The sequence below is a fragment of the Janthinobacterium sp. DSP2-3-3 genome (assembly GCF_049897325.1).
Lineage (GTDB): Bacteria > Pseudomonadota > Gammaproteobacteria > Burkholderiales > Burkholderiaceae_D > Janthinobacterium.
On sequence record NZ_JAFCWA010000003.1, the window covers coordinates 268497 to 292645 of the forward strand.

Consider the following 24149-nt stretch of genomic DNA (forward strand, 5'->3'; position numbering starts at 1 on the left):
CGCCTCCGCTGTCCGCGCTAGGATGACTTGCGTACGCGCAAGTACCATTCGCATAACAGGCGTACCTGCTTGGCCGTATAGCCTTTTTCCACCATGCGGGCCACGAAGTCGGCGTGCTTGTTGGCATCGTCGGCACTGGCCTTGGCATTGAAAGAAATCACGGGCAGCAATTCCTCCGTATTCGAGAACATTTTCTTTTCGATCACGGTGCGGAACTTTTCATAACTGGTCCAGGCGGGATTCTTGCCGCCATTCGACGCCCGCGCGCGCAGTCCGAAGTTCACGATTTCATTGCGGAAGTCCTTTGGATTGGAAATGCCCGCCGGCTTCTCGATCTTCTCGAGTTCATTGTTCAGCGATTCGCGGTCGAAGCTTTCGCCCGTATCCGGATCGCGGTATTCCTGGTCTTGTATCCAGAAATCGGCAAACGTCACGTAGCGGTCGAAAATGTTTTGCCCGTATTCCGAATAGCTTTCCAGGTAAGCCGTCTGGATTTCCTTGCCGATGAATTCCACATAGCGCTGCGCCAGGTGCTCTTTAATATAGGAGAAGTAGCGCTGTTCGAGTTCCGGCGCGAACTGCTCGCGCTCGACCTGTTGTTCCAGTACATATAATAAGTGCACGGGATTGGCGGCTACTTCGGAATTATCAAAGTTGAACACTTTCGACAGGATCTTGAAGGCAAAACGCGTCGACAGGCCGTTCATGCCCTCGTCCACGCCCGCGTAATCGACGTATTCGTGCATGGACTTGGCTTTCGGGTCTGTATCCTTGAGGTTTTCGCCGTCGTAGACGAGCATCTTCGAGAAAATGCTGGAGTTTTCCGGGTCTTTCAGGCGTGACAGGATGGCGAACTGCGCCATCATGCGCAGGGTGCCGGGCGCGCACGGGGCCTTCACCAGCGAGGAATTGGCCACCAGCTTGTCGTAGATTTTGATTTCATCGGTCACGCGCAGGCAGTACGGCACCTTGACGATATAGATACGGTCAAGGAAGGCCTCATTGTTGCGGTTGTTTTTAAAGGTCTTCCATTCCGACTCGTTCGAGTGGGCCAGGATGATGCCGTCGAACGGAATCGCGCCAAAACCTTCCGTGCCTTTGTAATTGCCTTCCTGCGTGGCCGTCAGCAGCGGATGCAAGACCTTGATGGGCGCCTTGAACATTTCCACGAATTCCATCAAGCCCTGGTTGGCCAGGCACAGGCCGCCCGAATAGCTGTAGGCGTCCGGGTCATCCTGGGCGTAATCTTCCAGTTTGCGGATGTCGACCTTGCCCACCAGCGAAGAAATATCCTGGTTGTTTTCATCGCCCGGCTCCGTCTTCGAGATGGCGATCTGTTTCAGTACGGATGGATAGCGCTTGACGACGCGGAACTGGTTGATATCGCCATTGTATTCGTGCAGGCGCTTGACGGCCCACGGGCTGGGGATGTTGCGCAGGTAGCGGCGCGGGATGCCGTAATCCTCTTCCAGGATGGTGCCGTCCTCTTCCTCGTTGAACAGGCCCAGCGGCGATTCGTTGACGGGCGAGCCTTTCAGGCAATAGAAGGGCACGTGTTCCATCAGCGACTTGAGTTTTTCCGCGATCGACGACTTGCCGCCGCCGACAGGCCCCAGCAGATACAGGATCTGCTTGCGTTCTTCCAAGCCTTGCGCGGCGTGGCGGAAATACGAGACGACTTGCTCGATGACTTCCTCAGTGCCGTAGAACTCGCGGAAGGCGGGATAGATCTTGATGATCTTGTTGGCGAAGATGCGCGACAAGCGCGTGTCGTTGCGCGTGTCGACCAGTTGCGGCTCGCCGATGGCGGCCAGCATGCGTTCGGGCGCGCTGGCATAGGTCAGCTTGTCCTTCTTGCACAGGGCCAGGTATTCGGTGAGCGACATTTCCTCTTCGCGGGTGCGCTCGTAGCGTGCTGCATAGTTATCAAAAATGGTCATGTCAATGTCCTTTAATGTAAACCTGTACTGCCAGTCACCATGGCCGCCCTCCTGGCACTCGCCTGGGCTTGCCGTCTGAACTTTTCCTGTACCCCGCACCAATTTTTATTGTTGTTTCAAGCCCGGCTGTCTTTGCGAGTCCGGATTGCCCGGACCAAAAAACTGGCGCTTGATGCCGTGCGCTGACGTGGCCAGCCGGCTTTTTTTCACTGTTGATAGCGCTTGTTGCACCTACCTTACCCCATGAAATTTATTATTGCTCTAAAGGATCAGGAAGTCAAAAGATATGTCAGCATATCCTTAATACTTGTTTGTAAATTGTTGATTTAATTGGATAAATCATCAAGTTTTTCGTCGATTTCAATGAATTTTTTTGTACCTTTTAAATCATCATACGACAATTCGCCAGCGCGTGCCGGTGCCGGCCATGCCGCTGCTGTTGCCACCGCCATGGCGGCCGGCCGCCGGTGAGACCGGCCATCTTGCGCTAAGATGCCTGCATGTCTGATGGCCCTGCGCGCCGCGCGTGCGCGTGCCAGCACTTTTATTGCCACCCAATAAGGAACACCCATGATGAACCCCCCATTGCGCGCGATCGTCCGCGGCATGCCGAAGGCCGAACTGCATATCCATATCGAAGGCTCGCTGGAGCCAGAACTGATTTTCGCACTGGCAGAGCGCAATGGCGTGCCGCTGGGCTATGAATCGGTGGAACACTTGCGCAGCGCCTATGCTTTTACGGATTTGCAGTCTTTTCTCGACATTTATTACGCTGGCGCAAGCGTGCTCTTGAAAGAGCAGGATTTCTATGACATGACGCAAGCCTATCTGCGCCGCGCCGAGACGGACAATGTCTTGCACACGGAAATTTTCTTCGACCCGCAAACGCACACGGCGCGCGGCGTGCCCATTGCCGACGTGATCAATGGCATCCACCGCGCCTGTCAGGACAGCCCCGTCAGCGCGTCCCTGATCCTGTGCTTCCTGCGTCATTTGAGCGAGGAAGAAGCGTTCGAGACGCTGGCAGACGCGCTGCCGCACCGCGACAAATTCATCGGCATCGGCCTCGATTCTTCGGAAGTGGGCAACCCGCCCGAGAAATTCTCGCGCGTGTTTGCCCGTTGCCGCGAGTTGGGCCTGCACCTGGTGGCCCATGCAGGCGAAGAAGGCCCGCCAGCCTACATCCGCACGGCGCTCGACGACTTAAAAGTCGAACGCATCGACCATGGCGTGCGCTGCCTGGAAGACGCGGAACTGACGATCCGCCTGGCGCGCGAACAAATTGCGCTCACCGTCTGCCCCTTGTCGAATACCAAGCTGCGCGTGTTTGACCAGATGCATGAGCATAACCTGGTGCAGTTGCTCGACGCCGGCCTGCTGGTGACGGTGAACTCGGACGATCCCGCCTACTTCGGCGGCTACATGAACGACAATTTCGACGCCATTTTTGATGCCTTGCCGCTGGGCCTGTCCCACGCGCAACGCCTGGCGCGCAACGGTTTCATCGCCGCCTTCCTGCCGCAGGCGCAGAAAGATGCCTTCCTCGCCATTGTCGATGCGTATTTCGCCCGGCACGCGGCCGCCCACGGCGCAGCGCAATAACGCATCACTATCCACGTTCATAAAGACCCGCCGCTTATGCTCCGCCTCTCCCTGAAAATGACCGGCCGCGACTGGCGCGCCGGGCAATTGCGTTTCCTGCTCGTCGCGCTGATCGTGGCCGTGGCGGCCCTGTCGGCCGTGGGCTTCTTCGTCGACCGCTTGCGCGCGGGCCTGAACCGCGACGCGCACCAGCTGTTGGGGGCCGACCTGGTCATCAGCGCCGACCAGCCCGTCAATGCGGCGTGGCGCGCCGAAGCGCAGAAGCGTGGTTTTACTTTGGCCGACACGGTGACCTTTCCCAGCATGGCACAGGCGGGCGAGGGCGAACAATCGAGCTCGCAACTGGCATCCATCAAGGCCGTCTCGCCCGGCTACCCGCAGCGCGGCAAGCTGAAAATCACCACCAGCACCAGCGAGGCGCAGGATGCCGTCGGCCAGCCGACCAGCCAGGTGCCCGCGCCCGGCACCCTGTGGGTCGACGCGGCAATTCTGTCCAACCTGAACGTCAAGCTGGGCGACACCTTGACACTGGGCGACAAGGCATTTACGGTCACGCAACTGATCGCCAGCGAGCCGGACCGCGGCGCCTCCTTTTTGAATTTCGCGCCGCGCGTGATGCTGCCCCTGTCCGACCTGGCCGCCACGGCGCTGGTACAGAACGGTTCGCGCGTGTCTTACCGCTTGCTGCTGTCGGCGGCGCCGGCCAAGGCGGCCGAGCTTGCGCAATATCAAGCCTGGCTGGAAAGCCAGATCAAGACGCAAGCGATCAAGGGCGTGCGCATCGAATCGCTGGAATCGGGCAGTCCGCAGATGCAATCGACCCTGGACCGCGCCGACCGCTTCCTGTCGCTGGTCGGCTTGCTGTCGGCCATGCTGGCGGCTGTCGCCGTGGCCATGGCGGCGCGCCGCTTCATGTTGCGCCACCTGGATGCGTGCGCCATGCTGCGCTGCCTGGGCTTGACGCAAAATCAGGTCACGGCCATGTATGTGATCGAATTCCTGCTCGTGGGCCTGGCCGGCAGCGTGGTCGGCGTGATGGTGGGCTTCGGCGGCCATTTGGTGCTGCTGGAGCTGTTGGGCAAGCTGGTACAGAGCGACTTGCCACCCGTCTCGATGCTGCCCGCGCTGCAGGGCGTGGCCACCGGCATGCTGTTGCTGCTGGGTTTTGCCCTGCCGCCGATTTTGCAGTTGCGCAATGTGCCGCACAACCGCGTGATCCGCCGCGAACAAGAGCCGCCGCAGGCGCTGGCCCTGGCGACCTACGGCCTGGGCATCGCCGCCTTCGTCGTGCTGCTCTTGTGGCAGGCGGGCGACGTGAAACTGGCGCTGCTGACGGCGGCCGGCTTCCTGGGCGGCTTTGCCCTGTTCGGCCTGGCCGGCTGGCTGGGCATCAAGTCGTTGAAAAGCCTGCGCGGCGCCTTCAATCACCAGGGTTGGCGCTTTGCCGTCACCTCCTTGCAGCGCCGCCCGGGCGCCACGGTGATCCAGGTGGTGTCCTTGGCCTTGGGCCTGATGGCCTTGCTGCTGCTGACCGTGGTGCGCGGCGACTTGATGGTGGCCTGGCGCAACGCCACGCCGCCCGACGCGCCGAACCGTTTCATGATCAATATTCTGCCCGAGCAAAAAGACCCGATCACCGCGCGCCTGGCGCAGGCTGGCGTGGTCAACGCGCCCTTGTATCCGATGATACGCGGGCGCCTGGTGGCCGTGAATGGCAAGGCCATCACGGAAGAGACTTACCAGGATGACCGCGCCAAGGGCCTGGCCGACCGCGAATTCAATTTGTCGACGATGGCTACCATGCAGGAAGAAAACAAGCTTGTGGCTGGCAAGTGGTTCAGCAATGCGCCCGGCGCGCCGGCAGAAGCCTCGGTGGAAGAGGGCATCGCCAAGACCCTGAAATTGAAACTGGGCGACAAGCTGCGCTTCGATATCGCCGGCCAACCCGTCGAAGCGGCCATCACCAGTTTGCGCAAGCTGGAATGGGGTTCGATGCGCGTCAATTTCTTTGTCATCATCAATCCGGCCGCCATGGCGGACACGCCGCAGACGTGGATCACGGCGTTTCATTTGCCTACCGCGTCCGCGCCCGCGCAGGCGGACCTGGGCAATGCCTTGCTGCGCGATTACCCGAACCTGACGGTGGTGGACGTGGGCGGCGTGCTCAAGCAAATCCAGGGCGTGCTGGACCAGGTGGTGACGGCCGTCGAATTCCTGTTTGCCTTTACCCTGGCGTCGGGCTTGCTGGTGCTGTATGCAGCGCTGATGGGCTCGCAGGACGAGCGCACGCGCGAAGCGGGCCTGCTGCGCGCGCTGGGCGCCACGCGGCGCCAGCTGGCGCAGGCGCAGCTGATCGAATTCTCGCTGGTAGGCGCGCTGGCCGGCTTGCTGGCGGCCACGGGCGCGGCCGCCATGGGCTGGGCCCTGGCCACGTATCAGTTCAAGTTCGCCTGGAGCTTCGCACCGGGCGTGTGGGCCTTTGGTTTACTGGCCGGCGCCCTGTGCGCGATCGCCGGCGGCTGGCTGGGCTTGCGCAATGTCTTGAAACATCCGCCGCTGCAAACGCTACGGGAAAGCTAGGCGCTGTCGCCCGCCTGTGCGCGTAAAAATTGCGCGTAGGACATAACCGGCTGCCCCAGCTGGTGCGGCGGCACGTCAAACAGGGCCCAGAAATATGTCACGCGGCCCAGGCAGATGGTGGGCGCGGCGCAATAGCGGAACCAGTTTTCGCCGATGTGCGCCGCATACATGCCGTCGCTGTCGGCGTCGGAAAAGTACGGGATCACGCGCATTTCCAGCAGGGCCAGCAGCAAGGATTCCGGTGCGTCGCTGTCGCGCGCCATTTCGTACTGCGTGTGCAGGCTGCGTTCCGTCTCGATGATCATCAGCTTGGCGTGGCCATCGCGCGTGAAGAACAGGATGCCGCTGGGATTGGGAAAGATGTAAAACTCGACGAAGCCATGGCGCTGGCACAGCGCGTGCACCACCATGGTCAGGGCTTCGTCTTGCAGGAAACTATAGTCGTGCAGCAATAGCAAGTCGCGCACGGTGTCCGACTGCTGCAGGAAGAATTCGCGTTGCAGGGTATGGACTTCCTGTTCCAGGACATCGAGCGCATCGTCGTCGCTCTTTTTGATGTAGCGGTCGATCAAGCCCCGGTTGAAGGCTGTCACGGCCACTTTTTCATCGGCCGCCCCTGTAAATAAGATCTTCTTGCACGGCAAGTCGCGTACCGCCTGGCAGAATTCCAGGCCATTCATTTGCGGCATCGAATAATCGACCACCAGCACGGAAGGCACGGCGAAGCGCTGTGCCTGGCCGCTGATGCGCCAGATGCGGTCGAGATCGAGTGCCACGTTGCACTGGTCGGGCGGCAGGTTTTGCGTATCGAAATTGACGTGCAGTGGCGTCTCGCCCAGTTGCGTGCTGTGGCGCAGCCAGTGCAGCGCACTGCTGGTGTCGTGGAAAGTCTTGCGCGCCAGGCCGGGATCGAGCTGGAACGCCAGGCTTTTCAGGAAGGAATCGCTGTCGTCGATCAATACGGTCAGGGACGGATGGGTGTAGACGGGCAGTTGCATGCGTCACCTTGCGGGAGAAGAGGGTTGGAAGCGGGAAGGCAGGGGCTGGGGAAATTCCAGGATGAAGACCGCATACGCATGCTCGCGCGATACGCAGCGGATGCGCGCTTGCCAGGCGGTGACGATCTGCCAGCACAGTGCCAGACCGATGCCGCTGCCGTTATGCACGGGATAGGAATAAAAACGCTCGAAGATCAACGGCAGGCGGGCAGGCGCGATGCCGCAGCCGGTGTCGATGAACAGCAGCCTGGGCACAGGGCGGGCGCCGTCGATGATGATGCGCACGCGGCCCTTGCCGGCGCGCTGGATGGCTTTCAGCGCATTTCTCAGCAGGTTCAGCAGGATCACCACGCACAGTTCGTCCTGGCCAGCGAACTGGAAGTCGGTGCGTAAGTCCACCGCGACGCTGGCCCGCTGCAGCTTGCCGGTAAACGGGTAGCGCCTGAGCACGGCGTTCACCATCGCCAGCATCGATAGCGTCTGGCTGGGCTGCAGGTTGCGGTTCACGGCACTGGCGCTCATCAGGAACAAATCGATCATGTGCTGCATGTGGCGCACTTCGAACTGGATACGCGACAGCGCATCCAGCAGCGGCGGCATATCGTCCGCCTGGCCAGCCAACTGCGGCAGCAGCCTGCGCATGCCGCGCACATTCGCTTCCACGCTGGTCAGTGGCGTGCGCAGTTCGTGCGCCACGGAACCGAGCCCGGCCGCCATGCCCGCCAGCCGTTCCCGTTCCAGTACCTTGCTGCCCACTTTTACCACGGACAGCGCGGCGATGGTGAACCAGTGCACGGGCAATTGCTGCAGCACTTCAGGCTGCAGCAGGTAGGCGCCTTCCCCTTGCAGGACGACGGCCAGGCAGGCGGCGCCCGTACCGATCAGGTAGGCGCGGCAGGCCAGGCCCGTTTCGAAATGAAACAGCACCACCAGGCCGATCAGCAGCGATTGGCTCCAGATGGACGAGGCATGATTCATCAGAAACATGAAGGTAAAGAAGAAGGGCAGGATGTAGCTGAGCGCGAACAGCAGGTAGCGCGACAGCCAGCGGACCGAGAAGCGGCGCGCAAACAGGCCTGCCACGCAGATGCCCACGCCCGTCAGGCGCAGGGTCAGGTTTTCATAGGCTTGTGGGAAAAAAAATTGCCACAGCAGGTAGTACAGCGGCATTGCCACCGTGCCCACGGCGGCCAGCATGGCGACGCGGCTGGCCAGGTTTTCATGCGGCACGCGTTCATGTAGCAGCGAATGGAGCAGGCGCCTGCGCCAGTGTGTCCATCCTCCTTGCCATTGCTGCGTCATGACTCTGCCTTGATCCTCGTCAGAACATTATCATCGCGTAATTTTTCTTGTTTGTACGGTTATCTCGACGGACATTGATATACGTCAATGGATGGGTTGGCAACACGGTGAAGGCTTTAATCCGCAGCAAACCTTTCCCCAGGAGAAAACCCATGACCATCGCTACCAGCTTGCACGCCCCATCCTTCGACCGCGCCGAACACTGCCTGCCCGACTACATCGTGCGGCGCATGGATGCGCATCACATCACGCGCATTGAAAAACTGCTGGGAGGACAGCATCCCCATGCCTGGCAACCGACACCCGCCCATGCCATTTTTCTGGCGGGTAATGACTATCTTTCCATCGCCGCCGAGCCGGCGCTGGTGGCGGCCCAGGTGGCTTCCCTGCAGGCGAACGCGGGCGGCATGCTGATGTCGGCCGTGTACTTGCAGGAAGGCAGCGAACAGCATCGGCTGGAAAGCCGGCTGGCCCGCTTCATGGGCTGCGAGGATGGCATCCTGGCGCAGTCCGGCATGGCGGCCAATGTTGGCTTGCTGCAGTGTATCGCCGGCCCCGGCATCCCCGTCTACCTGGACATGCAGGCCCACGCCTCGCTGTGGGAAGGCGTGCTGTCGGCGCAGACCCAGGCCGTCGCCTTCTTGCACAACGACATGGCGCACCTGCAGCGTCAAGTGGAAAAACATGGCCGCGGCGTGATCGTCGTCGATGCCCTGTACAGTACCAACGGCAGCGTGGCGCCGCTGCTGGAACTGCTGGACATTGCCGAGCGCGGCGACTGCGTGGTGGTGGTCGACGAGTCCCACTCGCTGGGCACGCATGGCCCGCAAGGCGCGGGCCTGGTGGAGGCCTGGGGCCTGGGCCACCGCGTGCATTTCCGCACGGCGTCGCTGGCCAAGGCCTTTGCGGGACGTGCCGGTTTCATCAGTTGTTCCAGCCGCTTCAAGGGATATTTCTTGTCCGAATCGCGTCCTGCCATCTTCAGCTCCTGCCTGCTGGCCCACGAGCTGGCATGGCTGGACGCGGCGCTCGATTTCATTATGGCCGCCGACGCGCGCCGCGCCATTTTGCGGCGCCACACGCTGCAGGTGCGCCAGGGATTGAGCGCGCTCGGCTACAACGTCAGCGACGGCACGGAGCAGATCGTGGCGCTGGAAGCAGGTGGCGAACCGGCCACACTGGCTCTGCGCCAGGCGCTGGAGCGGCATGGCATTTACGGCGCCATGTTTTGTGCCCCGGCAACGGCGAAGAACCGGGCCCTCGTGCGACTGACCCTCAACGCTGGACTCGACGAGACGGGCATCGCCAGGCTGCTGGCCGCCTGCGCGGCAGTGCGCGCCGAAGTGCACGTGGAACATTGGCCGTCGACGCGGCGCATGCGCAAGCTGGCGCTCGTGTAGGGCCGGCACCAGCGCCGGCGTCAGCCGCTTGACAGCGTCAGCCGGCCAGCTTGCCCAGGACGGCGGATAGCGCTCCCAGCTGCTCTGCCGGTGCGTCCTGCAGCAATTCGCGGCCCACCGCATGCGCGGTGGCGTTGGCATGTCCCAGCAATTCCTGGCCGGCGGCAGTCAGCACGGCATAGCCGACGCGCGCGTCGCGCACATCGGCCTGGCGCGCCACCAGGCCGATCTTTTCCAGCGGCATCAAGGAGCGCGTGACGCCCGAGGCCGTCAGCGCCAGGCGCTCGGCCAGGTCGATGCGCCGCAGGCGCGCACCAGGTGCGCGCTGCAGCTGATACAGCAATTGATAGTCGCTGAAGCTCAGGCCATGCAAATTGCCCAGGGCGCTGTCGAAGCGGCGCACCAGCAGCGCCTGGGCGCGCGCCAGGCGCAGGCAGAAGTCCAGCGCGCTGGCGCCGTCCGGCGAGGGGGAAATGTGATCGGTCATGGTTGCCATTTTATTCGCTGCGAAATGCTTGAGTGCGCAAGTATAAAGTAAACCTGCTCAATACAGCGGCTGCCCCTGTTCCAGCAGTTGCTCCAGGTGCAGCGCCAGCAGGGCGCCCAGCTCGGCGTCCGTATCGAAGGCGGGGTCGTCGGGCAGGGTGACGGTGTCGATGATCTCGCAGGAAAAGGCCGCCGCGCCGTCGCGCCGCCAGTCCGCCTGCAGCTGGGCATTGCGATGCTTGCCCAAGTTCAGTTCGAAGCGGTGCCGGTTCAGCATGCCGGGCGCGTTACGGCTGCATTCGAGCAAGGTCCGTCCGCTGGGCAGGTGCCGCAGGGCGATGATGCCCAGCGGCGGTGGCTGTTGCCGGTAGTGTGCTTTCAATGTTGCCTGTCGTGTCTTATCCATGTTTTATTTCTCCCATCGTTTGTGCAATTCGTTTCTGCTCCGGCGATGCGCGGGATGGCGGTGAAGAGTGCCGCCCCCACGGCTGCCGTTAGCAGTAGGGCGCCGCCGCCGCAGAACAGCTCCCCCACGCTCAGGTGGCGTAGCAGCGCTCCCGTGGCCGCTGCGGACAGGGGCGCCAGGCCCAGGAAGATGCCCATGAACAGGGCCATGGCCCGGCCCAGCATGGCGGGCGCGACGCGCCGCTGTATCCATGTAAAGATGGCGACCTGCAAGTAGCCGCCCAGCATGCCTGTGACGGCCAGCAAGGCTGCGCCTTGCCAGGCTGTGCTGATTTGTCCCAGCGCCATCAACAGGCAGCCCACGATGGCGTCGACGAGCAGCAAGGTGGCGCCGAAACGCCGGCGCAGCCAGGCGCCGCCCAGGCTCGATGCCAGCATGCCGGCCAGGGTGCCGGCGCCATGCGCGCCCATCAGCAGTCCCAGCGACGCGGCAGCGTGCAGGCGTTCATTGGCCAGCACGGGCAAGGCCACCTGCAGCGGTCCCATGACGAAGAACGCCACCACCGCCCAGTAGGCATAGCAGCTGCGCAAGGGAATGTCGCGCCACACCATGGCAAGGCCCGCCGCCGTGGCGCGCCACATGCCTTGCGCGGCGGCGGCTGCCAGTGGCCGCAGGCTGACTTGCCGCAAGGTCCAGGCGGAGAACAGAAACGTCAGCGCATCGATGGCAAAGGCGGCGGCCAGCGCTGCCATGGGGGTTTGCTGCGCGCCATCGTCAGCGCCGAGCACCAGCGCCGCCAGCAGGGGGCCGGCCAGCAAGGACAACTGGCGCGCGCCCATCTGCAAACCATTGGCTTTTTGCAACGATTGCAGCGGCACAGCCTGCGGCAGAATGGCCGTGCCGGCCGGGATGCCAAAGGCGGACGCGATCCCCAGCGCCAACGCGGCCGCATACGCCAGCGCCAGGCTGGCGTGGTCCAGCAACAGCAGTGCTGCCAGCAACAACAGAATGGCGGCGTTCGCATATTTGCTCAGTAGCATCACGCGTCGGGGTGAATAGCGGTCGGCGACGGTGCCGCCCAACAAGATGAGCACGGCGCGCGGAGCGCCCATCAGTGCCACGGCGATGCCCAGGCTGAGGCTATCGCCGGTCAGGCTCAGCACCAGCCAGGGCAGGGCCAGCATGCTGAACTGGTCGCCCAGCATGGAGACCAGGCCGCCGCCCAGCAGCCAGCGGAAGTTGCTATTGCGCAGCAAAGGAGTGTCTATAGCGCTTGGCATGGTCGTCTTGTCCGTGTTTGAGAAGTTGCATAGTAGTTGATATAAGCTTGAGTAGTCAAGTATGTTGCCATTGATTGTGGCATCGTAAGCCACGCGGCTGCGTGGGGCGCCGACGCTTGCGCTATCATGGCGGCCATGACTGATACCACTGCCCCCACCCTGTACGAGACCATCGGCGGCGCCCCCGTGCTGCGTGAAATGGTCGACCGCTTTTATGATCTGATGGAACTTGAGCTCGAGTTCGCCGGCATCCGCGTCATGCATCCGCCATCGACGGACGGTTCGCGCGACAAGCTGTATTTTTTCCTGACGGGCTGGATGGGCGGGCCGGATTTGTATATCGAGAAATTCGGCCACCCGCGCCTGCGCGCACGGCACTTGCCCTACGCCATCGGCACCAGCGAGCGCGACCAGTGGCTGCGCGCCATGGCCTGGGCCATGGAAGACACTGGCATCGAAGAGTCCCTGCGCGTGCGCCTGATGGAATCGTTCTATCAGACGGCCGACTGGATGCGCAACAAACCTGACTGACACCCATGAGCCCAATCGAGTTTTACAGCCTGCTGGGCGCTGCCGCCGTCGCCATCGTCCTGTTGATCCTGATACTGCTGCGTCCGCGTGGCGTTGCCGGCGATGGCGCCACCACGCTGGCACTGGTGCAGCAGCACCAGCAGCAAAGCCTGGAACGCATCGACCGCGTCGAACGTGAAGTGCGGCTGCAGTTGCAGGCGTCGGCGCAGGCGACGCGGCAGGACTTGGCTGCCGGCCTGGCGCAATTCCAGGCGGCAACCCTGCAACAGCTCGACAGCCTGCGCACGCAGATGCAGGCGCAGGGGAAAGTCGGGCGCGAAGAGCAGGCGCAAAGCTTGGCGCGCTTTGCCGATAGCACCAACCAGACCCTGGCCCAGCTGACAGAATCGAATGCACAGCGCATGCTGGAAGTGCGCGCCACGCTGGAGAACAAAATCCGCGACTTGCAGGCCGATAATGGCGCGCGCCTGGAAGAGATGCGCAAGACGGTCGACGAAAAACTGCACGCGACCCTGGAAACGCGGCTTTCCGCCTCGTTTCAGCAAGTGTCGGAGCGGCTGGAAAAAGTCCACCAGGGCCTGGGCGAAATGCAGCAGCTGGCGCTGGGTGTGGGCGATCTGAAGCGGGTGCTGACGAATGTGAAGACGCGTGGCACCTGGGGCGAGGTGCAGCTGGAAATGCTGCTGGAGCAGGTACTCACTGTCGACCAATACGCAAAGAACGTGGAAACCGTGCCGGGCAGCGGTGCGCGCGTGGAATTCGCCCTGAAACTGCCGGGCTTGAGCGACGGCGGGCCGCCCGTGTGGATGCCCATCGATGCGAAATTCCCCAAGGAACAGTACGAACGCCTGGTCGAAGCGGCCGAGCGGGCCGATGCGGACGGCGTGGCCGTTGCTGGCCGCGAGCTGGAGCGTGCCGTGCGGGGCGAGGCGAAAACCATCGCCGAGAAATACCTGGCGCCGCCGCAGACCACGGACTTCGCCATCCTCTTCCTGCCCACGGAAGGTTTGTATGCGGAAGTGCTGCGCCGCCCGGGCCTGGCCGATGAATTGCAGCGCGTGCACCGGGTCAGCATCGCCGGGCCATCCACCCTGACGGCCTTGCTCAACAGCCTGCAGATGGGTTTCCGCACGCTGGCGCTGGAAAAGCGCTCGTCAGAAGTATGGCAAGTACTGGGCGCCGTCAAGACGGAGTTCGGCAAGTTTGGCGACGTGCTGTCGCAAACCCGGCTGACCCTGGAAAAGGCAGCGAAAAATATCGAAAGCGCGGAAGTGCGCAGCCGGCAGATGGCGCGCAAGCTGAAATCCGTGGAAGCCTTGCCGGGCGAGGCTGCCGCCTTGCTGCTGGGAGCGGCAGATGCCGGCTTGCCCGGTGACGGCGAGTAGGATTGTCGTTCAGGCCACCGGTGCTTGCCGGCGGCGCAGCGAGGCATAGACGATCAGCGCCAGTCCTGCCAACAGCATGACCCAGGTTTGCGGCTCGGGCACGGCCGGCAAGACATTCGGGCCGATGGGTGGCAGCGTCGGCAGGATCACGGTGGGCGGCACGATGATGCTGCTTCCCTGGCCGGGCGGCAGACCGCCGCCACCGCCGCCGCCGCCCATGCCGGCCGGTGGTGTGATGCCGCCGACGGTACGGACATAATCGAAGGGTAGGAAAGGAATGCTGGCCACCTCGGGCGGCATGGCGCCACCCGTGAAAGAACCGCCGCGCAAGGCGTCGGGATTGTCGATCAGGGGCACGCCTGCCGCTTCCGGGGCGGCGGGCACGGCGGCAACGGGTGCGCCACCGCCGGGAGCTGCACCGCCTGCTGCCGGCGGCGCCGATGCGGGCGCCTGCGCGATGCGGCTGACATTGCGGCAGATCGTCGGCACGAGGATGCATTGTCCCTGCACGCAGTAGACGAGTCCCCGTTCCTGCATCTGTTCGCTCCAGCCCGAACGCGTCACATTGCGGCAAACGCGGCCTGGCCCGAAATGCATGTCGCTGATGCGCGCCTGGTAATTGCCTTTGCCGCGGATGGCGTCGCGGCTGATCACGACGATTTCATCGTACTGGCGCGCGCGCATGCGCGTCTTCAATTCTTCGCGCACCTGCGGCGCGATGTCCGTATAGCGATCCACGGCAGCCACCACATCGCCCATGAACGGGTCGGCACCGGGGCGGTTCCAGCTGCAGTGTTCCAGGACGTCGGCCCGAGGGATCCCTTTGGCATAGGCGGGCAGCGGCGCCAGGGACAACATGCCAAGCAGGCAAGCCGCTCCCAGCATGCTGGCACGCGCGATCCATGAGCTGTGTTTCATTGATAGTTTCCCGGTGAAAACAATATAGAAATTATATTTTGTATGAATTCAGATGTTATCACCAAAGAAACTGTAGTATCAACAAATAAATAAAATAATTGCAATTTATGTTGTGTTTATTGATATGTTTCTTAAAGGGATGATTAATATTTTTATCTCGATAATCGAACGGCTGCAGCGCAGGGGAGATGATTGCGAAAGGGAAATGCGATCGGCCCGCGCAGGGCGGGCCGGTTGTGAGGCAGCGGGGTTTTGAAGGATGCGCCGCCAGCAGGCGGCGGTGAAACGATCTAGATGCGGCCCGGGCAGGCTTGCGTATCGAAGGCGGGATAGCCGATGGCGGGCAGCTTGTGCAGCCACTTGCGCATCAAGCTGCGCGCGCCTTGCGTATCGTACTGTCGCCCCTGCTGCAAATCTGCGGCGAGCGTATCTAGTTCTGCACAGATGGATTGCTTGCCGGCCTGGGCCGCCAGCAGGGAGGCCAGCAGTTCCGGCAGTACGACCGCCGCCGGCGCCGCCTGGCGCGTGGCGCGGTAGTGCTGCCAGTAGCGCTCGGCGGCATCGCCATCAAAGCTGGGGACGAAGCCGAAGGTGGCGTCATCGCGGTGCAAGCGGTAGACAGTGGGAAAGTAATGGGAGCCCGTCAGTTCGCCGGGGAATAGGTCGCGCCGCAGGACGTCGATGGCCAGCGACCCGTTGCGCTCCACGCGCACGGGACTGGGCGAGTCGTACTGGTCCACGCTCACCATGGCTGGTGAGTTGCCTTGCATGAAGATGATTTTCTGCGTGTAATGGCGCCCGCCCAGGTGGCCGCACAGGGCCACGAAGCGATCGTTGATGGCGGTGACGGCCGCAACGTCGCCGCAGTCGGGCCGCAAAGGCGTGTTTTCCTGCCACACGAGCGCCTGGTCGCTGGTGCGCACGAGGCGGATGCTGCCCACGGTTTCGCCGTGCAAGTCACCGTTTGCATCCTCGATGCGCTCATCGAAGCGCACCGTGTAGCCATTGCTGTGGACTTCGCCGGCGTACGCCGTCATGCCCTTTAGCAGTGCCAGTGCCAGTATCAGTTTCAGTATCAGTTTCAGTATCAGTTTCAGTTGCAGTTGCAGTTTCATATTAGTCCATGGAACAGCACGATATCGACCGGATCGCCGGCTGCCACGTGGCCTTGTGCTTCATGCAGCACGATCATGCAATTGGCTTGCGTCATCGAGCGCAGGATGCCGGAGCCTTGCGCACCCGTCACGCGCACGTGCTGGCGGCCGTCCGCGCCGCGTTCGACGATGCCGCGCTGGTATTCCGTGCGGCCGCGCTTCTTGCGGATAGTCGCTTGCGCCGCCACTTGCAGCAGCGGCAGGCTGGCCGTGTCCGCATCGGCGCCCATCAGGCGCAGCAAGGTCGGGCGGGCGAGGAAGTAAAACGCCGCCATCACGGCCACCGGGTTGCCGGGTAATCCCAGCAGCAAGGCCGAGTCGCCCTCGCTGGAAATCTGGCCAAAGGCCATGGGGCGGCCCGGGCGCATGTTGATTTGCCAGAAGGCGACGTTACCCAGGCGCGCCAGGATGTCGCGTGTAAAATCGGCCGCGCCGCTGGAGACGCCGCCCGAGGTGATGATGACATCAGCCGTGGCGCAGGCGCCGCGCAGGGCCGCTTCCAGCGCTTGCGGCTGATCCTTGACGATGCCCATGTCGAGCACCTCGCAGCCCAGGCGCGTCAACATGCCCAGCAGGGTGTAGCGGTTGCTGTCGTAGATGCAGCCCGCGGCAAGCGGCTCGCCGATCGAGCACAATTCGTCGCCGGTGGAAAAGAAAGCCACGCGAAGGCGGCGGCGCACGGGCACTGTGGCGATACCCAGCGAGGCCACCAAGCCCAGTTCGGCCGGTCCGAGTATCTTGCCTTGTAGCAGCGCAGGCTGGCCTTGCATCAAGTCTTCACCCATGAAACGGCGGTTGTCGCCGGGGCGGATACAGTCCGGTGCGATGCTGATGTGCAGTTCGCCGGCCTGTTGCACCAGTTCCTGCGGCACCACGCTGTCGCAGCCGTCCGGCATGACGGCGCCCGTCATGATGCGCGCGCATTGCCCGCGCCGCACGGTGACCGTGCCGGGACGGCCAGCCAGGATGGTGTCGACCACGGTCAGGGTCACGGGCGTGTCGCCACCGAGGTCTGCCCCGTGCAGAGCATAGCCATCCATGGCCGAATTATCGTGCGCAGGCACGCTGATGGGCGAGATGATGTCGGCCGCCAGGATGCGCTCGAACGCTTGCGGCAGCGGTAATTGCTCGCTCTCGGCGACGGGCGCGATGCTGTCGGCCAGGATGGCTTGCGCCATCGGCACGGACAGGCCTTGCGCCTGCAGGGCGGCCAGCTCGTCCGGGGTATTGATGTTGCCGAACGCACCATGGTTCTGGAAGAGCACTTCGGTCAATTTTAAGTGACCGTGCCAGGTGCGCATGCGGCGTTCGCCTGCGGCCAGGTAGGTGTCCAGCTGGGGCAGGGCCGATGTTTTCACCAAGCAAAAAACGGGATGCGGACGGCGCACCGTCGATCCCGTCACCGCATCGATTTCCTCGGTGACGGCGATGGCCAGGTCGGCATTGTCCTGCATCAAACCGGTCGCCAAGCGCGCTGCCAGGTCGGGCGGCAGCAGGGGCGAGTCGCACGGCACCGTGAGCAGGTAGGGCGTGGTGGCGTGCTGCATGCCGCTGTGCAAGCCGGCCAGCGGACCCAGCTGGCCCGGCAGCACGTCCGGCCACACTGGCAGACCGAAGCGCGCGTAGTCGCCGGCCTCTGCGTGAACACTGATGGCCAGCCGGCCCACTTGCGGCGCCAGGCGCTGCAGCACGTGGCGCGCAAGGGGCTGGCCATGCAGGAGCAGCATGCCCTTGTCGCGCTGGCCCATGCGGGTGCCGAGGCCGCCGGCCAGGATCAGGCCGGTAATGTCGTGTTTGTTGATCATGAGAGGCGAAAATATGGATACATGCGCCATGGTAGCAGCGGCGGGCCTGTGCCGCGCCTGATTCAGCCGCCGATATACGACATTTCCACTTTCTTTTTACCGTGCTCAAGTGCGCCGCCCGACAAATCTGTCTGGCTTGTGCGCAATTGCGAATAGCGGTCGCCGCGGCCGCGCCACAACTGCGCCACGACCGAGGAAATTTCCGCGTCGCTGTGGCCGCCGCGCAGCAGGCCGCGCAAGTCGTGGCCGCTGCTGGCGAACAAACACGTGTACAGCTTGCCCTCGGTCGATAGGCGGGCGCGGCTGCAGTCGGCGCAGAACGCTTGCGTGACGCTGGAAATGAGGCCGATTTCGCCGCCGCCATCTGCATGGCGCCAGCGCGCCGCCGTCTCTCCCGTATAGTTGGGGTCGATGGGCAGCAAGGGCATGTGCGAGGCGATGCGCCGCACCACTTCGGCCGAAGGGATGACTTCTTGCAAGTTCCAGCCGTTCGAGGCGCCCACGTCCATGTATTCGATGAAGCGCAAGATGTATGGCGTGCCTTTGAAGTGGCGCGCCATGGGCACGATTTCCTGCTCGTTCATGCCGGCCTTGACGACCATGTTGATCTTGATGGGCCCCAGGCCCGCCGCGTGTGCTGCATCGATGCCGTGCAGCACGTCGGCCACGGCGAAATCGACATCATTCATGCGCTTGAAGGTGGCGTCGTCGAGCGAGTCGAGCGACACGGTGACGCGGTTCAGGCCCGCATCCTTGAGCACTTGTGCCTTTCTGGCGAGCAAGGAACCGTTGGTCGTCAGGGTCAGGTCCAGCGGCTGGCCCGATGGCGTGCGCAGTTCTGCCAGCATGGCGATGAGCTTTTCGATATTCTTGCGCAGCAGCGGTTCGCCACCCGTCAGGCGGATCTTTTCCACGCCGTGCGCGACGAACAGGCGCGCGATGCGCGTGATTTCCTCGAACGACAGCAAATCCGTGTGCGGCAAATACACGTGATTCTTGTCGAACACGTCCTTCGGCATGCAATATACGCAACGGAAATTACAGCGGTCGGTAATCGAGATGCGCAAGTCGTGCAGGGGCCGGCCCAGGCTGTCGGTCACGTTGCCGCTGGGACTTTCCAGTTGCGCGGGGATCAGCAAAGCCCCATTGCGGGCCTCGGCGAGGTAGATAATCTTGTCAGCCATAAAAATGATGCCAGTTACTAGTTACGTTAGGTCGTTCAAGGCAGATACGATAGCACGAGGCCGAAGATGGCACAGGCGAGCAGCAATTTGATGGTGCCCATTTGAAACTTGATCAGCGCCACGCCGACCGCCAGCGCGATGGCGATGGCCAGCCAGTCCCAGTGCGGCAGCGGGTTTGCTTGCCAGAAGACATGGTGGCCAAAGAACAGGGCCAGGCTGGCGATGACGCCTACCACGGCCGCCGAGATGGCCGTCAAGGGCGCGCTCAGGCGCAGGTTGCCGCGCGACGCTTCCACCAGCGGCGCGCCGGCCAGGATGAAGATGAACGAGGGCAGGAAGGTGAACCAGCTGGCGACGAGCGCGCCGCACACGCCCGCCAGCCACAGGTGTTCACCCGCCAAGGCATGGCTCCAGCCGCCGACAAAACCGATGAAGGCGACGATCATGATCAGGGGGCCGGGCGTGGTTTCGCCCAGCGCCAGACCATCCATCATCTGCGCGCTGCTGATCCAGTGGTAGTGGTCGACGGCGCCCTGCACCAGGTAGGGCAGCACGGCATACGCGCCGCCGAACGTGAGCAGGGCCGCCTTGCTGAAAAACATGCCCATCTGCGCCAGTGGCTGGTCCGCGCCGCCCGCCAGCGCCAGGCCCAGCCAGGCGAGGAAGGCCAGGGCCAGGCCCAGCGCGCAGGTGGCCAGCAGGCGCGGCCATTTGAGCTGCGCGTGGTCTGGCGTGGGCGTGTCGTCATCGATCAGGGCGGCGCCATAGCGGGCCGCGCCGCCATGCGGCGTGCCGCCGGCATGAAAGTGGGCCGGCAGCCAGTGGCCGCCCGCCATGCCCAGCAGGGCAGCGGCAAGCACGATCAGTGGAAATGGCAGCTGTAGCATGGCGATGGCGACAAATGCGCCCGCCGCGATGGCGATCAGGGCGGGACTGCGCAAGGTGCGCCGGCCCAGGCGCCAGGCGGCCGCCAGTACGATGGCGACGACGGCCGGCTTGATGCCGTACAAGATGGCGGCGATGGCGCTCATGTGGCCATACGCCATGTAGAGCCAGGACAGGACGATCAGCAGCAGCAGCGAGGGCAGCAGAAATAGCAGGCCCGCCACCAGCGCGCCGCGCGTGCGGTGCATCAGCCAGCCGATGTAGATGGCCAGCTGGGTCGCTTCCGGCCCCGGCAGCAGCATGCAGTAATTGAGGGCATGCAGGAAACGCTGCTCGGAAATCCAGCGCCGCTTTTCCACCAATTCCGCATGCATCATGGCGATTTGCCCGGCCGGGCCGCCAAAGCTGACGCAGCCCAGCTTGAGCCAGTACCAGAAGGCGCTGCGCAGGCTGACGGGGGCGGGACGGGGAAGGTTGGCGTTCTCGTGCATGGCGGCTAGCTGGCAAAGATGTGGACGTAAAAAAGGGGAAGCCTGAGCTTCCCCTTTCATCGTTGGCGGCTGGGCGAACCCGGCGCGCTTATGGACGTTGCGTGTTGACCTGGATCAACGGCTCATCCGATTGCGGCGGCAATGGCTTGCGTTCGCGCGGCTTGCGTACCGGGGCGACGGCCTTGGCCGCCGCTTCCTGCGCCAGGCGCAGTTTTTCCGGATCGGTGGCAGCCAGGGTCAGGCCGGCTGAACCGAGCACTGCGTTCAAGTCCAGCGGCGCGGGCACCGGCGCTGGAGCCGGTGCCGAAGCCGGTACAGGAGCTACGACAGGCGCCGGAGCAGGGGCGGGAGCAACTTCGACCACCACCGGAGCGGCTTCCACCACGGCAGGCGCCGCTTCAGCCACTGGCGCTGGTGCTTCCTCGATCACGGCGATGGCTTCGACCAGCGGTGCAGCTTCCACCACTGGCAAGGCTTCGACGATGACTTCCGCTGGCGCAGGCGCAGGCGCAGGTGCAGGTGCAGCTTCCGCTTTCTCGGCAAAGCTGTACTCGGCAACTGGTGCCGGTTCGGCAGCGGCTGGTTCAGCTTGCGCTGCAGCCGCTTCGACCGGGGCTGCCGGTACGATCACTTCAGCAACTGGCGCGGCTTCAGCGGCAGGAGCGGCTTCTTCGACCTTGGCGATGTCCACGACCCTGGCCACTTCGACCACTTCCACGACCGCAGCTTCCACCGGCGCGGTGGCGACGGCTACGACAGCGGCGGCGGCCACGACGGCCACTGGCGCCGCATCGGCAACGACCGCAGCGGCAGTTTCCGGCGCCGGAGCGACCGTAAAGCTGATTACGGGCGCGTCCTGGCCTTCGTTGTCGCCATTTGCCGATTCGATCAGTTCGCCAGTTTCGCGGTCACGGCGGTTGCGGTTGCGGCCACCACGACGACGGCGGCGGCGCGGTTCTTCGCCTTCCACGTCGTTTTCCGTCTCTTCGCCTTCAGGACCGGCATTTGCCGGCGCTTTCAGCAAGCTCATTGGTGCTGCATCAGCGTCCGGACCTGCCGATGGCACGACCACGTTGACGGCACTGGCGGTAGCGCCAACCAGGGCCAGTTCATCCGCTTTCACTTCAGCAACAATAGCCTTGTCGGCGCGTGGTTCACGCCCTTCGCGAGGCTGGCGTGGCGGACGTTCGGCGCGTTCCGGGCGTTCTGCGCGTTCAGGACGCTCGGCGCGCTCTGGACGTTCACCGCGTTCGCGTGGTGCCGCCGTTGTATCGCCGGCTTCACGCGGTTCGCGTGGCGGACGCGGTGGGCGTGGCGGACGGGCCGCTTTTTCCAGTGCTTCCGCTTCTTTCGCTGCATCGTCCAGGGCCGGACGGCCCTGGCCTGGTTCGCGTTCTTCGCGGCCAGGCTTGCCGTTGCGGCCGCGGCCACGCGGACCACGGCTGTTGCGGTCGCCGCGGTCGGCGCCGGCCGGTTTGGCTGGTGCGACAGGGGCGGGCGCTGGCGTCACCGGTGCCGGGGCGCCAGTGAAGAAGCTGATGATCTTGGCAATCAGGCCCTGTGGTGCGGCAGGCGCGGCCACCGGAGCCGGTTTCGCTTCGACAGGCTTGCGTTCGACCAGCGGTGCCGGCTGGTCAGGCGTGATCGTCTTGACGACGGCTTCCTGGCGCGGCTTGGCTTCTTCCTTCTGGCGCTTGCTGTAAGCCATGTCGGTTTCAGCGCTTTCCGCCAGGTTGTAGCTGGCCTGGCTGTCTTCCAGACGCGGATCGTCGTGCTTGATGCGTTCCAGTTTGTAATGCGGCGTTTCCAGATGCTTGTTCGGGATCAGGATCACGGCGATGCGGTGGCGGTTTTCGATTTTCAGCACTTCGCCGCGCTTTTCGTTCAGCAGGAAGGCGCCCACATCGACGGGAACTTGCACGTGGATGGTGGCCGAGTTTTCCTTCATCGCCTCTTCCTGGATGATGCGCAGCACCTGCAGGGCGGACGATTCGGTATCGCGGATGTGGCCGGTGCCGGAGCAGCGCGGGCACGTTACGTGCGAACCTTCGGACAGCGAAGGGCGCAGGCGCTGGCGCGACAGTTCCATCAGGCCGAAGCGGGAAATCTTGCCCATTTGTACACGGGCACGGTCATGGTGCAGCGCATCTTTCAAGCGCTGTTCCACTTCGCGCTGATTTTTTGCCACTTCCATGTCGATGAAGTCGATGACGATCAAGCCACCCAAGTCGCGCAGGCGCAGCTGGCGGGCCACTTCTTCGGCCGCTTCGCAGTTGGTGTTGAAGGCGGTCGTCTCGATGTCGGCGCCACGCGTGGCGCGGGCCGAGTTGACGTCGACGGAGACCAGCGCTTCGGTATGGTCGATCACGATGGCGCCGCCCGATGGCAGTGGCACGGTGCGGCTGTACGCCGTTTCAATCTGGTGTTCGATCTGGAAGCGCGAGAACAGCGGCACGTCGTCGCTGTAGCGTTTTACGCGGTGCACCATGTCGGGCATCACGTGGCTCATGAACTGGTGCGCCTGGTCGTAGATCTCGTCGGTGTCGATCAGGATCTCGCCGATGTCGGGCTGGAAGTAGTCGCGGATGGCGCGGATGACGAGCGACGATTCCTGGTAGATCAGGAATGCGCCATTGGCCGACTTGCCGGCGCCTTCGATGGCGCGCCACAGTTGCATCAGGTAATTCAAGTCCCACTGCAGTTCATCGACGTTGCGGCCGATGCCGGCGGTGCGGGCAATGACGGACATGCCGGCAGGCAAGTCCAGTTTATCCATGGTTTCGCGCAATTCCTGGCGCTCTTCACCTTCCACGCGGCGCGATACGCCACCGCCACGCGGATTGTTCGGCATCAATACCAGGTAACGGCCGGCCAGTGAAACGAAGGAGGTCAGGGCAGCGCCCTTGTTGCCGCGCTCTTCCTTTTCGACCTGGACCATGATTTCCTGGCCTTCGCGCAGCGCTTCCTTGACGGAAGCGTTACGCACATCGACGCCTTCGCGGAAATACGTGCGGGCAACTTCCTTGAAAGGCAGGAAGCCGTGGCGGTCTTCGCCATAGCTGACGAAGCACGCTTCGAGCGAAGGCTCGATGCGCGTGATCACGCCCTTGTAGATGTTGGATTTGCGCTGTTCGCGCCCGGCTGTCTCGATATCGATGTCGATCAGTTTTTGTCCGTCGACAATCGCTACGCGCAGTTCTTCTTGCTGCGTGGCATTAAACAACATGCGTTTCATTTTTATAACTCCGCGACCCGTAGGCCATCTCAAAGCCGCTTCCGGGGAAGCGGCGAAAGTACAGGGATATATGCGAGAACGGGAGTGTTGGCGGGGGAAATGCCTTAGCGTGCGGAGCAACAACGCGTACGAGGTATACGTTACGGCCGCAACAGGCGCGGTGAGGTCAATCGTCATGCCGAGTGCACAGGACACCTGCAACTCATCTGAAACAGCCCGAATGAGAATGAACTATATCGGGGGCAGAGAATGCAAGTGGTCAGCAAATTCAGAGCCAAATCGTCAGCCGGCTCATTACAGGGATCGCGATGGCGAGGCTTGGCCTCAGCCTATTCATCGACAACCTCAGGTGGCCGCATACGGGGTTTGGCGAAAACGGCAAGCGTTATCAACTTCATCAACCCGCGAGCCCGACTCGATAAGTCGCGCTAACGGGTACTTATCCTTATAATCCCACACTCACTTCAGCATCTCCACGCGTTATCCGATTACAACTACGGTGCAACCTTGATTCGCGCAGGGATGGTGCATATACATTTTTTTCCACCGAATTTGCAATTTGGCGAG

At 63.0% G+C, this 24149-nt stretch carries 18 protein-coding genes; 5 read left to right on the top strand and 13 right to left on the bottom strand.

Annotated elements, in window-relative coordinates:
* Window positions 1-17 precede the first annotated feature (17 nt).
* Together ACP7DE_RS07960 and ACP7DE_RS07965 are read right to left on the bottom strand one after the other, a co-directional pair.
* Complete coding sequence (locus ACP7DE_RS07960; protein ID WP_426071586.1) at window positions 18-1940, bottom strand: PrkA family serine protein kinase; 1923 nt, start codon at window positions 1938-1940, stop codon at window positions 18-20.
* A 326-nt stretch (window positions 1941-2266) separates the two neighbouring features.
* The gene (locus ACP7DE_RS07965; RefSeq protein ID WP_426071587.1) at window positions 2267-2512 is read right to left on the bottom strand and encodes a hypothetical protein; all 246 of its coding nucleotides are present in this window, start codon (window positions 2510-2512) and stop codon (window positions 2267-2269) included.
* On the opposite strand from ACP7DE_RS07965, the gene ACP7DE_RS07970 reads away from it, so the two are divergent.
* Both ACP7DE_RS07970 and ACP7DE_RS07975 read left to right on the top strand, forming a co-directional pair.
* Window positions 2511-3542: an adenosine deaminase gene (locus ACP7DE_RS07970; RefSeq protein WP_426071588.1), complete on the top strand. Its 1032-nt coding sequence runs from the start codon at window positions 2511-2513 to the stop codon at window positions 3540-3542. The two genes, ACP7DE_RS07965 and ACP7DE_RS07970, sit on opposite strands and share 2 nt — an antisense overlap.
* A 36-nt stretch (window positions 3543-3578) precedes the next feature.
* A complete protein-coding gene (locus ACP7DE_RS07975) occupies window positions 3579-6122 on the top strand; it encodes an ABC transporter permease (protein WP_426071589.1) in 2544 nt (847 codons plus the stop codon).
* On the opposite strand, the gene ACP7DE_RS07980 is transcribed toward ACP7DE_RS07975, so the two are convergent.
* Window positions 6119-7120 carry a response regulator gene (locus ACP7DE_RS07980; protein ID WP_426071590.1) on the bottom strand — a complete coding sequence of 334 codons (1002 nt, stop codon included), beginning with the start codon at window positions 7118-7120 and terminating at the stop codon, window positions 6119-6121. The two genes, ACP7DE_RS07975 and ACP7DE_RS07980, sit on opposite strands and share 4 nt — an antisense overlap.
* Before the next feature lie 3 nt (window positions 7121-7123).
* Window positions 7124-8422, bottom strand: a complete 1299-nt coding sequence (locus ACP7DE_RS07985) for a sensor histidine kinase (RefSeq protein WP_426071591.1) — start codon at window positions 8420-8422, stop codon at window positions 7124-7126.
* A gap of 152 nt (window positions 8423-8574) precedes the next feature.
* On the opposite strand from ACP7DE_RS07985, the gene cqsA reads away from it, so the two are divergent.
* Window positions 8575-9822 (top strand): alpha-hydroxyketone-type quorum-sensing autoinducer synthase, encoded by a 1248-nt coding sequence (gene cqsA / locus ACP7DE_RS07990; RefSeq protein ID WP_426071592.1) that lies wholly within the window; start codon window positions 8575-8577, stop codon window positions 9820-9822.
* A 37-nt stretch (window positions 9823-9859) separates the two neighbouring features.
* Here the strand turns inward: cqsA and ACP7DE_RS07995 are convergent, their stop codons facing one another.
* From ACP7DE_RS07995 to ACP7DE_RS08005, 3 genes are read right to left on the bottom strand one after another with little or no spacing between them, the layout of a single operon-like run.
* A complete protein-coding gene (locus ACP7DE_RS07995; protein ID WP_426071593.1) occupies window positions 9860-10309 on the bottom strand; it encodes a MarR family winged helix-turn-helix transcriptional regulator in 450 nt (149 codons plus the stop codon).
* Between the two features lie 57 nt (window positions 10310-10366).
* A complete protein-coding gene (locus tag ACP7DE_RS08000; protein WP_426071594.1) occupies window positions 10367-10714 on the bottom strand; it encodes a GIY-YIG nuclease family protein in 348 nt (115 codons plus the stop codon).
* Window positions 10687-11994, bottom strand: a complete 1308-nt coding sequence (locus ACP7DE_RS08005; protein ID WP_426071595.1) for an MFS transporter — start codon at window positions 11992-11994, stop codon at window positions 10687-10689. Before ACP7DE_RS08005 ends, ACP7DE_RS08000 begins: the two co-directional genes overlap by 28 nt.
* 135 nt (window positions 11995-12129) lie before the next feature.
* On the opposite strand from ACP7DE_RS08005, the gene ACP7DE_RS08010 reads away from it, so the two are divergent.
* Both ACP7DE_RS08010 and rmuC read left to right on the top strand, forming a co-directional pair.
* Window positions 12130-12525, top strand: coding sequence for a group II truncated hemoglobin (locus ACP7DE_RS08010; RefSeq protein ID WP_426071596.1), 396 nt, complete (start codon window positions 12130-12132; stop codon window positions 12523-12525).
* A 5-nt stretch (window positions 12526-12530) separates the two neighbouring features.
* The gene (gene rmuC / locus ACP7DE_RS08015; protein ID WP_426071597.1) at window positions 12531-13910 is read left to right on the top strand and encodes a DNA recombination protein RmuC; all 1380 of its coding nucleotides are present in this window, start codon (window positions 12531-12533) and stop codon (window positions 13908-13910) included.
* Between the two features lie 9 nt (window positions 13911-13919).
* On the opposite strand, the gene ACP7DE_RS08020 is transcribed toward rmuC, so the two are convergent.
* The 6 genes from ACP7DE_RS08020 to ACP7DE_RS08045 form a co-directional block, all read right to left on the bottom strand.
* Window positions 13920-14828, bottom strand: coding sequence for an MHFG family PEP-CTERM protein (locus ACP7DE_RS08020; protein WP_426071598.1), 909 nt, complete (start codon window positions 14826-14828; stop codon window positions 13920-13922).
* A 290-nt stretch (window positions 14829-15118) separates the two neighbouring features.
* Window positions 15119-15943: a hypothetical protein gene (locus ACP7DE_RS08025; RefSeq protein WP_426071599.1), complete on the bottom strand. Its 825-nt coding sequence runs from the start codon at window positions 15941-15943 to the stop codon at window positions 15119-15121.
* Window positions 15940-17787 carry a gephyrin-like molybdotransferase Glp gene (gene glp / locus ACP7DE_RS08030; protein WP_426071600.1) on the bottom strand — a complete coding sequence of 616 codons (1848 nt, stop codon included), beginning with the start codon at window positions 17785-17787 and terminating at the stop codon, window positions 15940-15942. Before glp ends, ACP7DE_RS08025 begins: the two co-directional genes overlap by 4 nt.
* Before the next feature lie 62 nt (window positions 17788-17849).
* A complete protein-coding gene (gene moaA, locus ACP7DE_RS08035) occupies window positions 17850-18971 on the bottom strand; it encodes a GTP 3',8-cyclase MoaA (RefSeq protein ID WP_426071601.1) in 1122 nt (373 codons plus the stop codon).
* Between the two features lie 35 nt (window positions 18972-19006).
* Complete coding sequence (chrA, locus tag ACP7DE_RS08040) at window positions 19007-20347, bottom strand: chromate efflux transporter (protein ID WP_426071602.1); 1341 nt, start codon at window positions 20345-20347, stop codon at window positions 19007-19009.
* A gap of 88 nt (window positions 20348-20435) precedes the next feature.
* Window positions 20436-23582 (bottom strand): ribonuclease E/G, encoded by a 3147-nt coding sequence (locus ACP7DE_RS08045; RefSeq protein WP_426071603.1) that lies wholly within the window; start codon window positions 23580-23582, stop codon window positions 20436-20438.
* Window positions 23583-24149 lie beyond the last annotated feature (567 nt).

Excerpts from the sequence above, each read along its gene's own strand:
- ACP7DE_RS07960 (WP_426071586.1), bottom strand. The coding sequence starts at position 1,940 with ATGACCATTTTTGATAACTATGCAGCACGCTACGAGCGCACCCGCGAA.
- ACP7DE_RS07970 (WP_426071588.1), top strand. The coding sequence starts at position 2,511 with ATGATGAACCCCCCATTGCGCGCGATCGTCCGCGGCATGCCGAAGGCC.
- ACP7DE_RS07965 (WP_426071587.1), bottom strand. The coding sequence starts at position 2,512 with ATGGGTGTTCCTTATTGGGTGGCAATAAAAGTGCTGGCACGCGCACGC.
- ACP7DE_RS07975 (WP_426071589.1), top strand. The coding sequence starts at position 3,579 with ATGCTCCGCCTCTCCCTGAAAATGACCGGCCGCGACTGGCGCGCCGGG.
- ACP7DE_RS07980 (WP_426071590.1), bottom strand. The coding sequence starts at position 7,120 with ATGCAACTGCCCGTCTACACCCATCCGTCCCTGACCGTATTGATCGAC.
- ACP7DE_RS07985 (WP_426071591.1), bottom strand. The coding sequence starts at position 8,422 with ATGACGCAGCAATGGCAAGGAGGATGGACACACTGGCGCAGGCGCCTG.
- cqsA (WP_426071592.1), top strand. The coding sequence starts at position 8,575 with ATGACCATCGCTACCAGCTTGCACGCCCCATCCTTCGACCGCGCCGAA.
- ACP7DE_RS07995 (WP_426071593.1), bottom strand. The coding sequence starts at position 10,309 with ATGACCGATCACATTTCCCCCTCGCCGGACGGCGCCAGCGCGCTGGAC.
- ACP7DE_RS08000 (WP_426071594.1), bottom strand. The coding sequence starts at position 10,714 with ATGGATAAGACACGACAGGCAACATTGAAAGCACACTACCGGCAACAG.
- ACP7DE_RS08005 (WP_426071595.1), bottom strand. The coding sequence starts at position 11,994 with ATGCCAAGCGCTATAGACACTCCTTTGCTGCGCAATAGCAACTTCCGC.
- ACP7DE_RS08010 (WP_426071596.1), top strand. The coding sequence starts at position 12,130 with ATGACTGATACCACTGCCCCCACCCTGTACGAGACCATCGGCGGCGCC.
- rmuC (WP_426071597.1), top strand. The coding sequence starts at position 12,531 with ATGAGCCCAATCGAGTTTTACAGCCTGCTGGGCGCTGCCGCCGTCGCC.
- ACP7DE_RS08020 (WP_426071598.1), bottom strand. The coding sequence starts at position 14,828 with ATGAAACACAGCTCATGGATCGCGCGTGCCAGCATGCTGGGAGCGGCT.
- ACP7DE_RS08025 (WP_426071599.1), bottom strand. The coding sequence starts at position 15,943 with ATGAAACTGCAACTGCAACTGAAACTGATACTGAAACTGATACTGAAA.
- glp (WP_426071600.1), bottom strand. The coding sequence starts at position 17,787 with ATGATCAACAAACACGACATTACCGGCCTGATCCTGGCCGGCGGCCTC.
- moaA (WP_426071601.1), bottom strand. The coding sequence starts at position 18,971 with ATGGCTGACAAGATTATCTACCTCGCCGAGGCCCGCAATGGGGCTTTG.
- chrA (WP_426071602.1), bottom strand. The coding sequence starts at position 20,347 with ATGCACGAGAACGCCAACCTTCCCCGTCCCGCCCCCGTCAGCCTGCGC.
- ACP7DE_RS08045 (WP_426071603.1), bottom strand. The coding sequence starts at position 23,582 with ATGAAACGCATGTTGTTTAATGCCACGCAGCAAGAAGAACTGCGCGTA.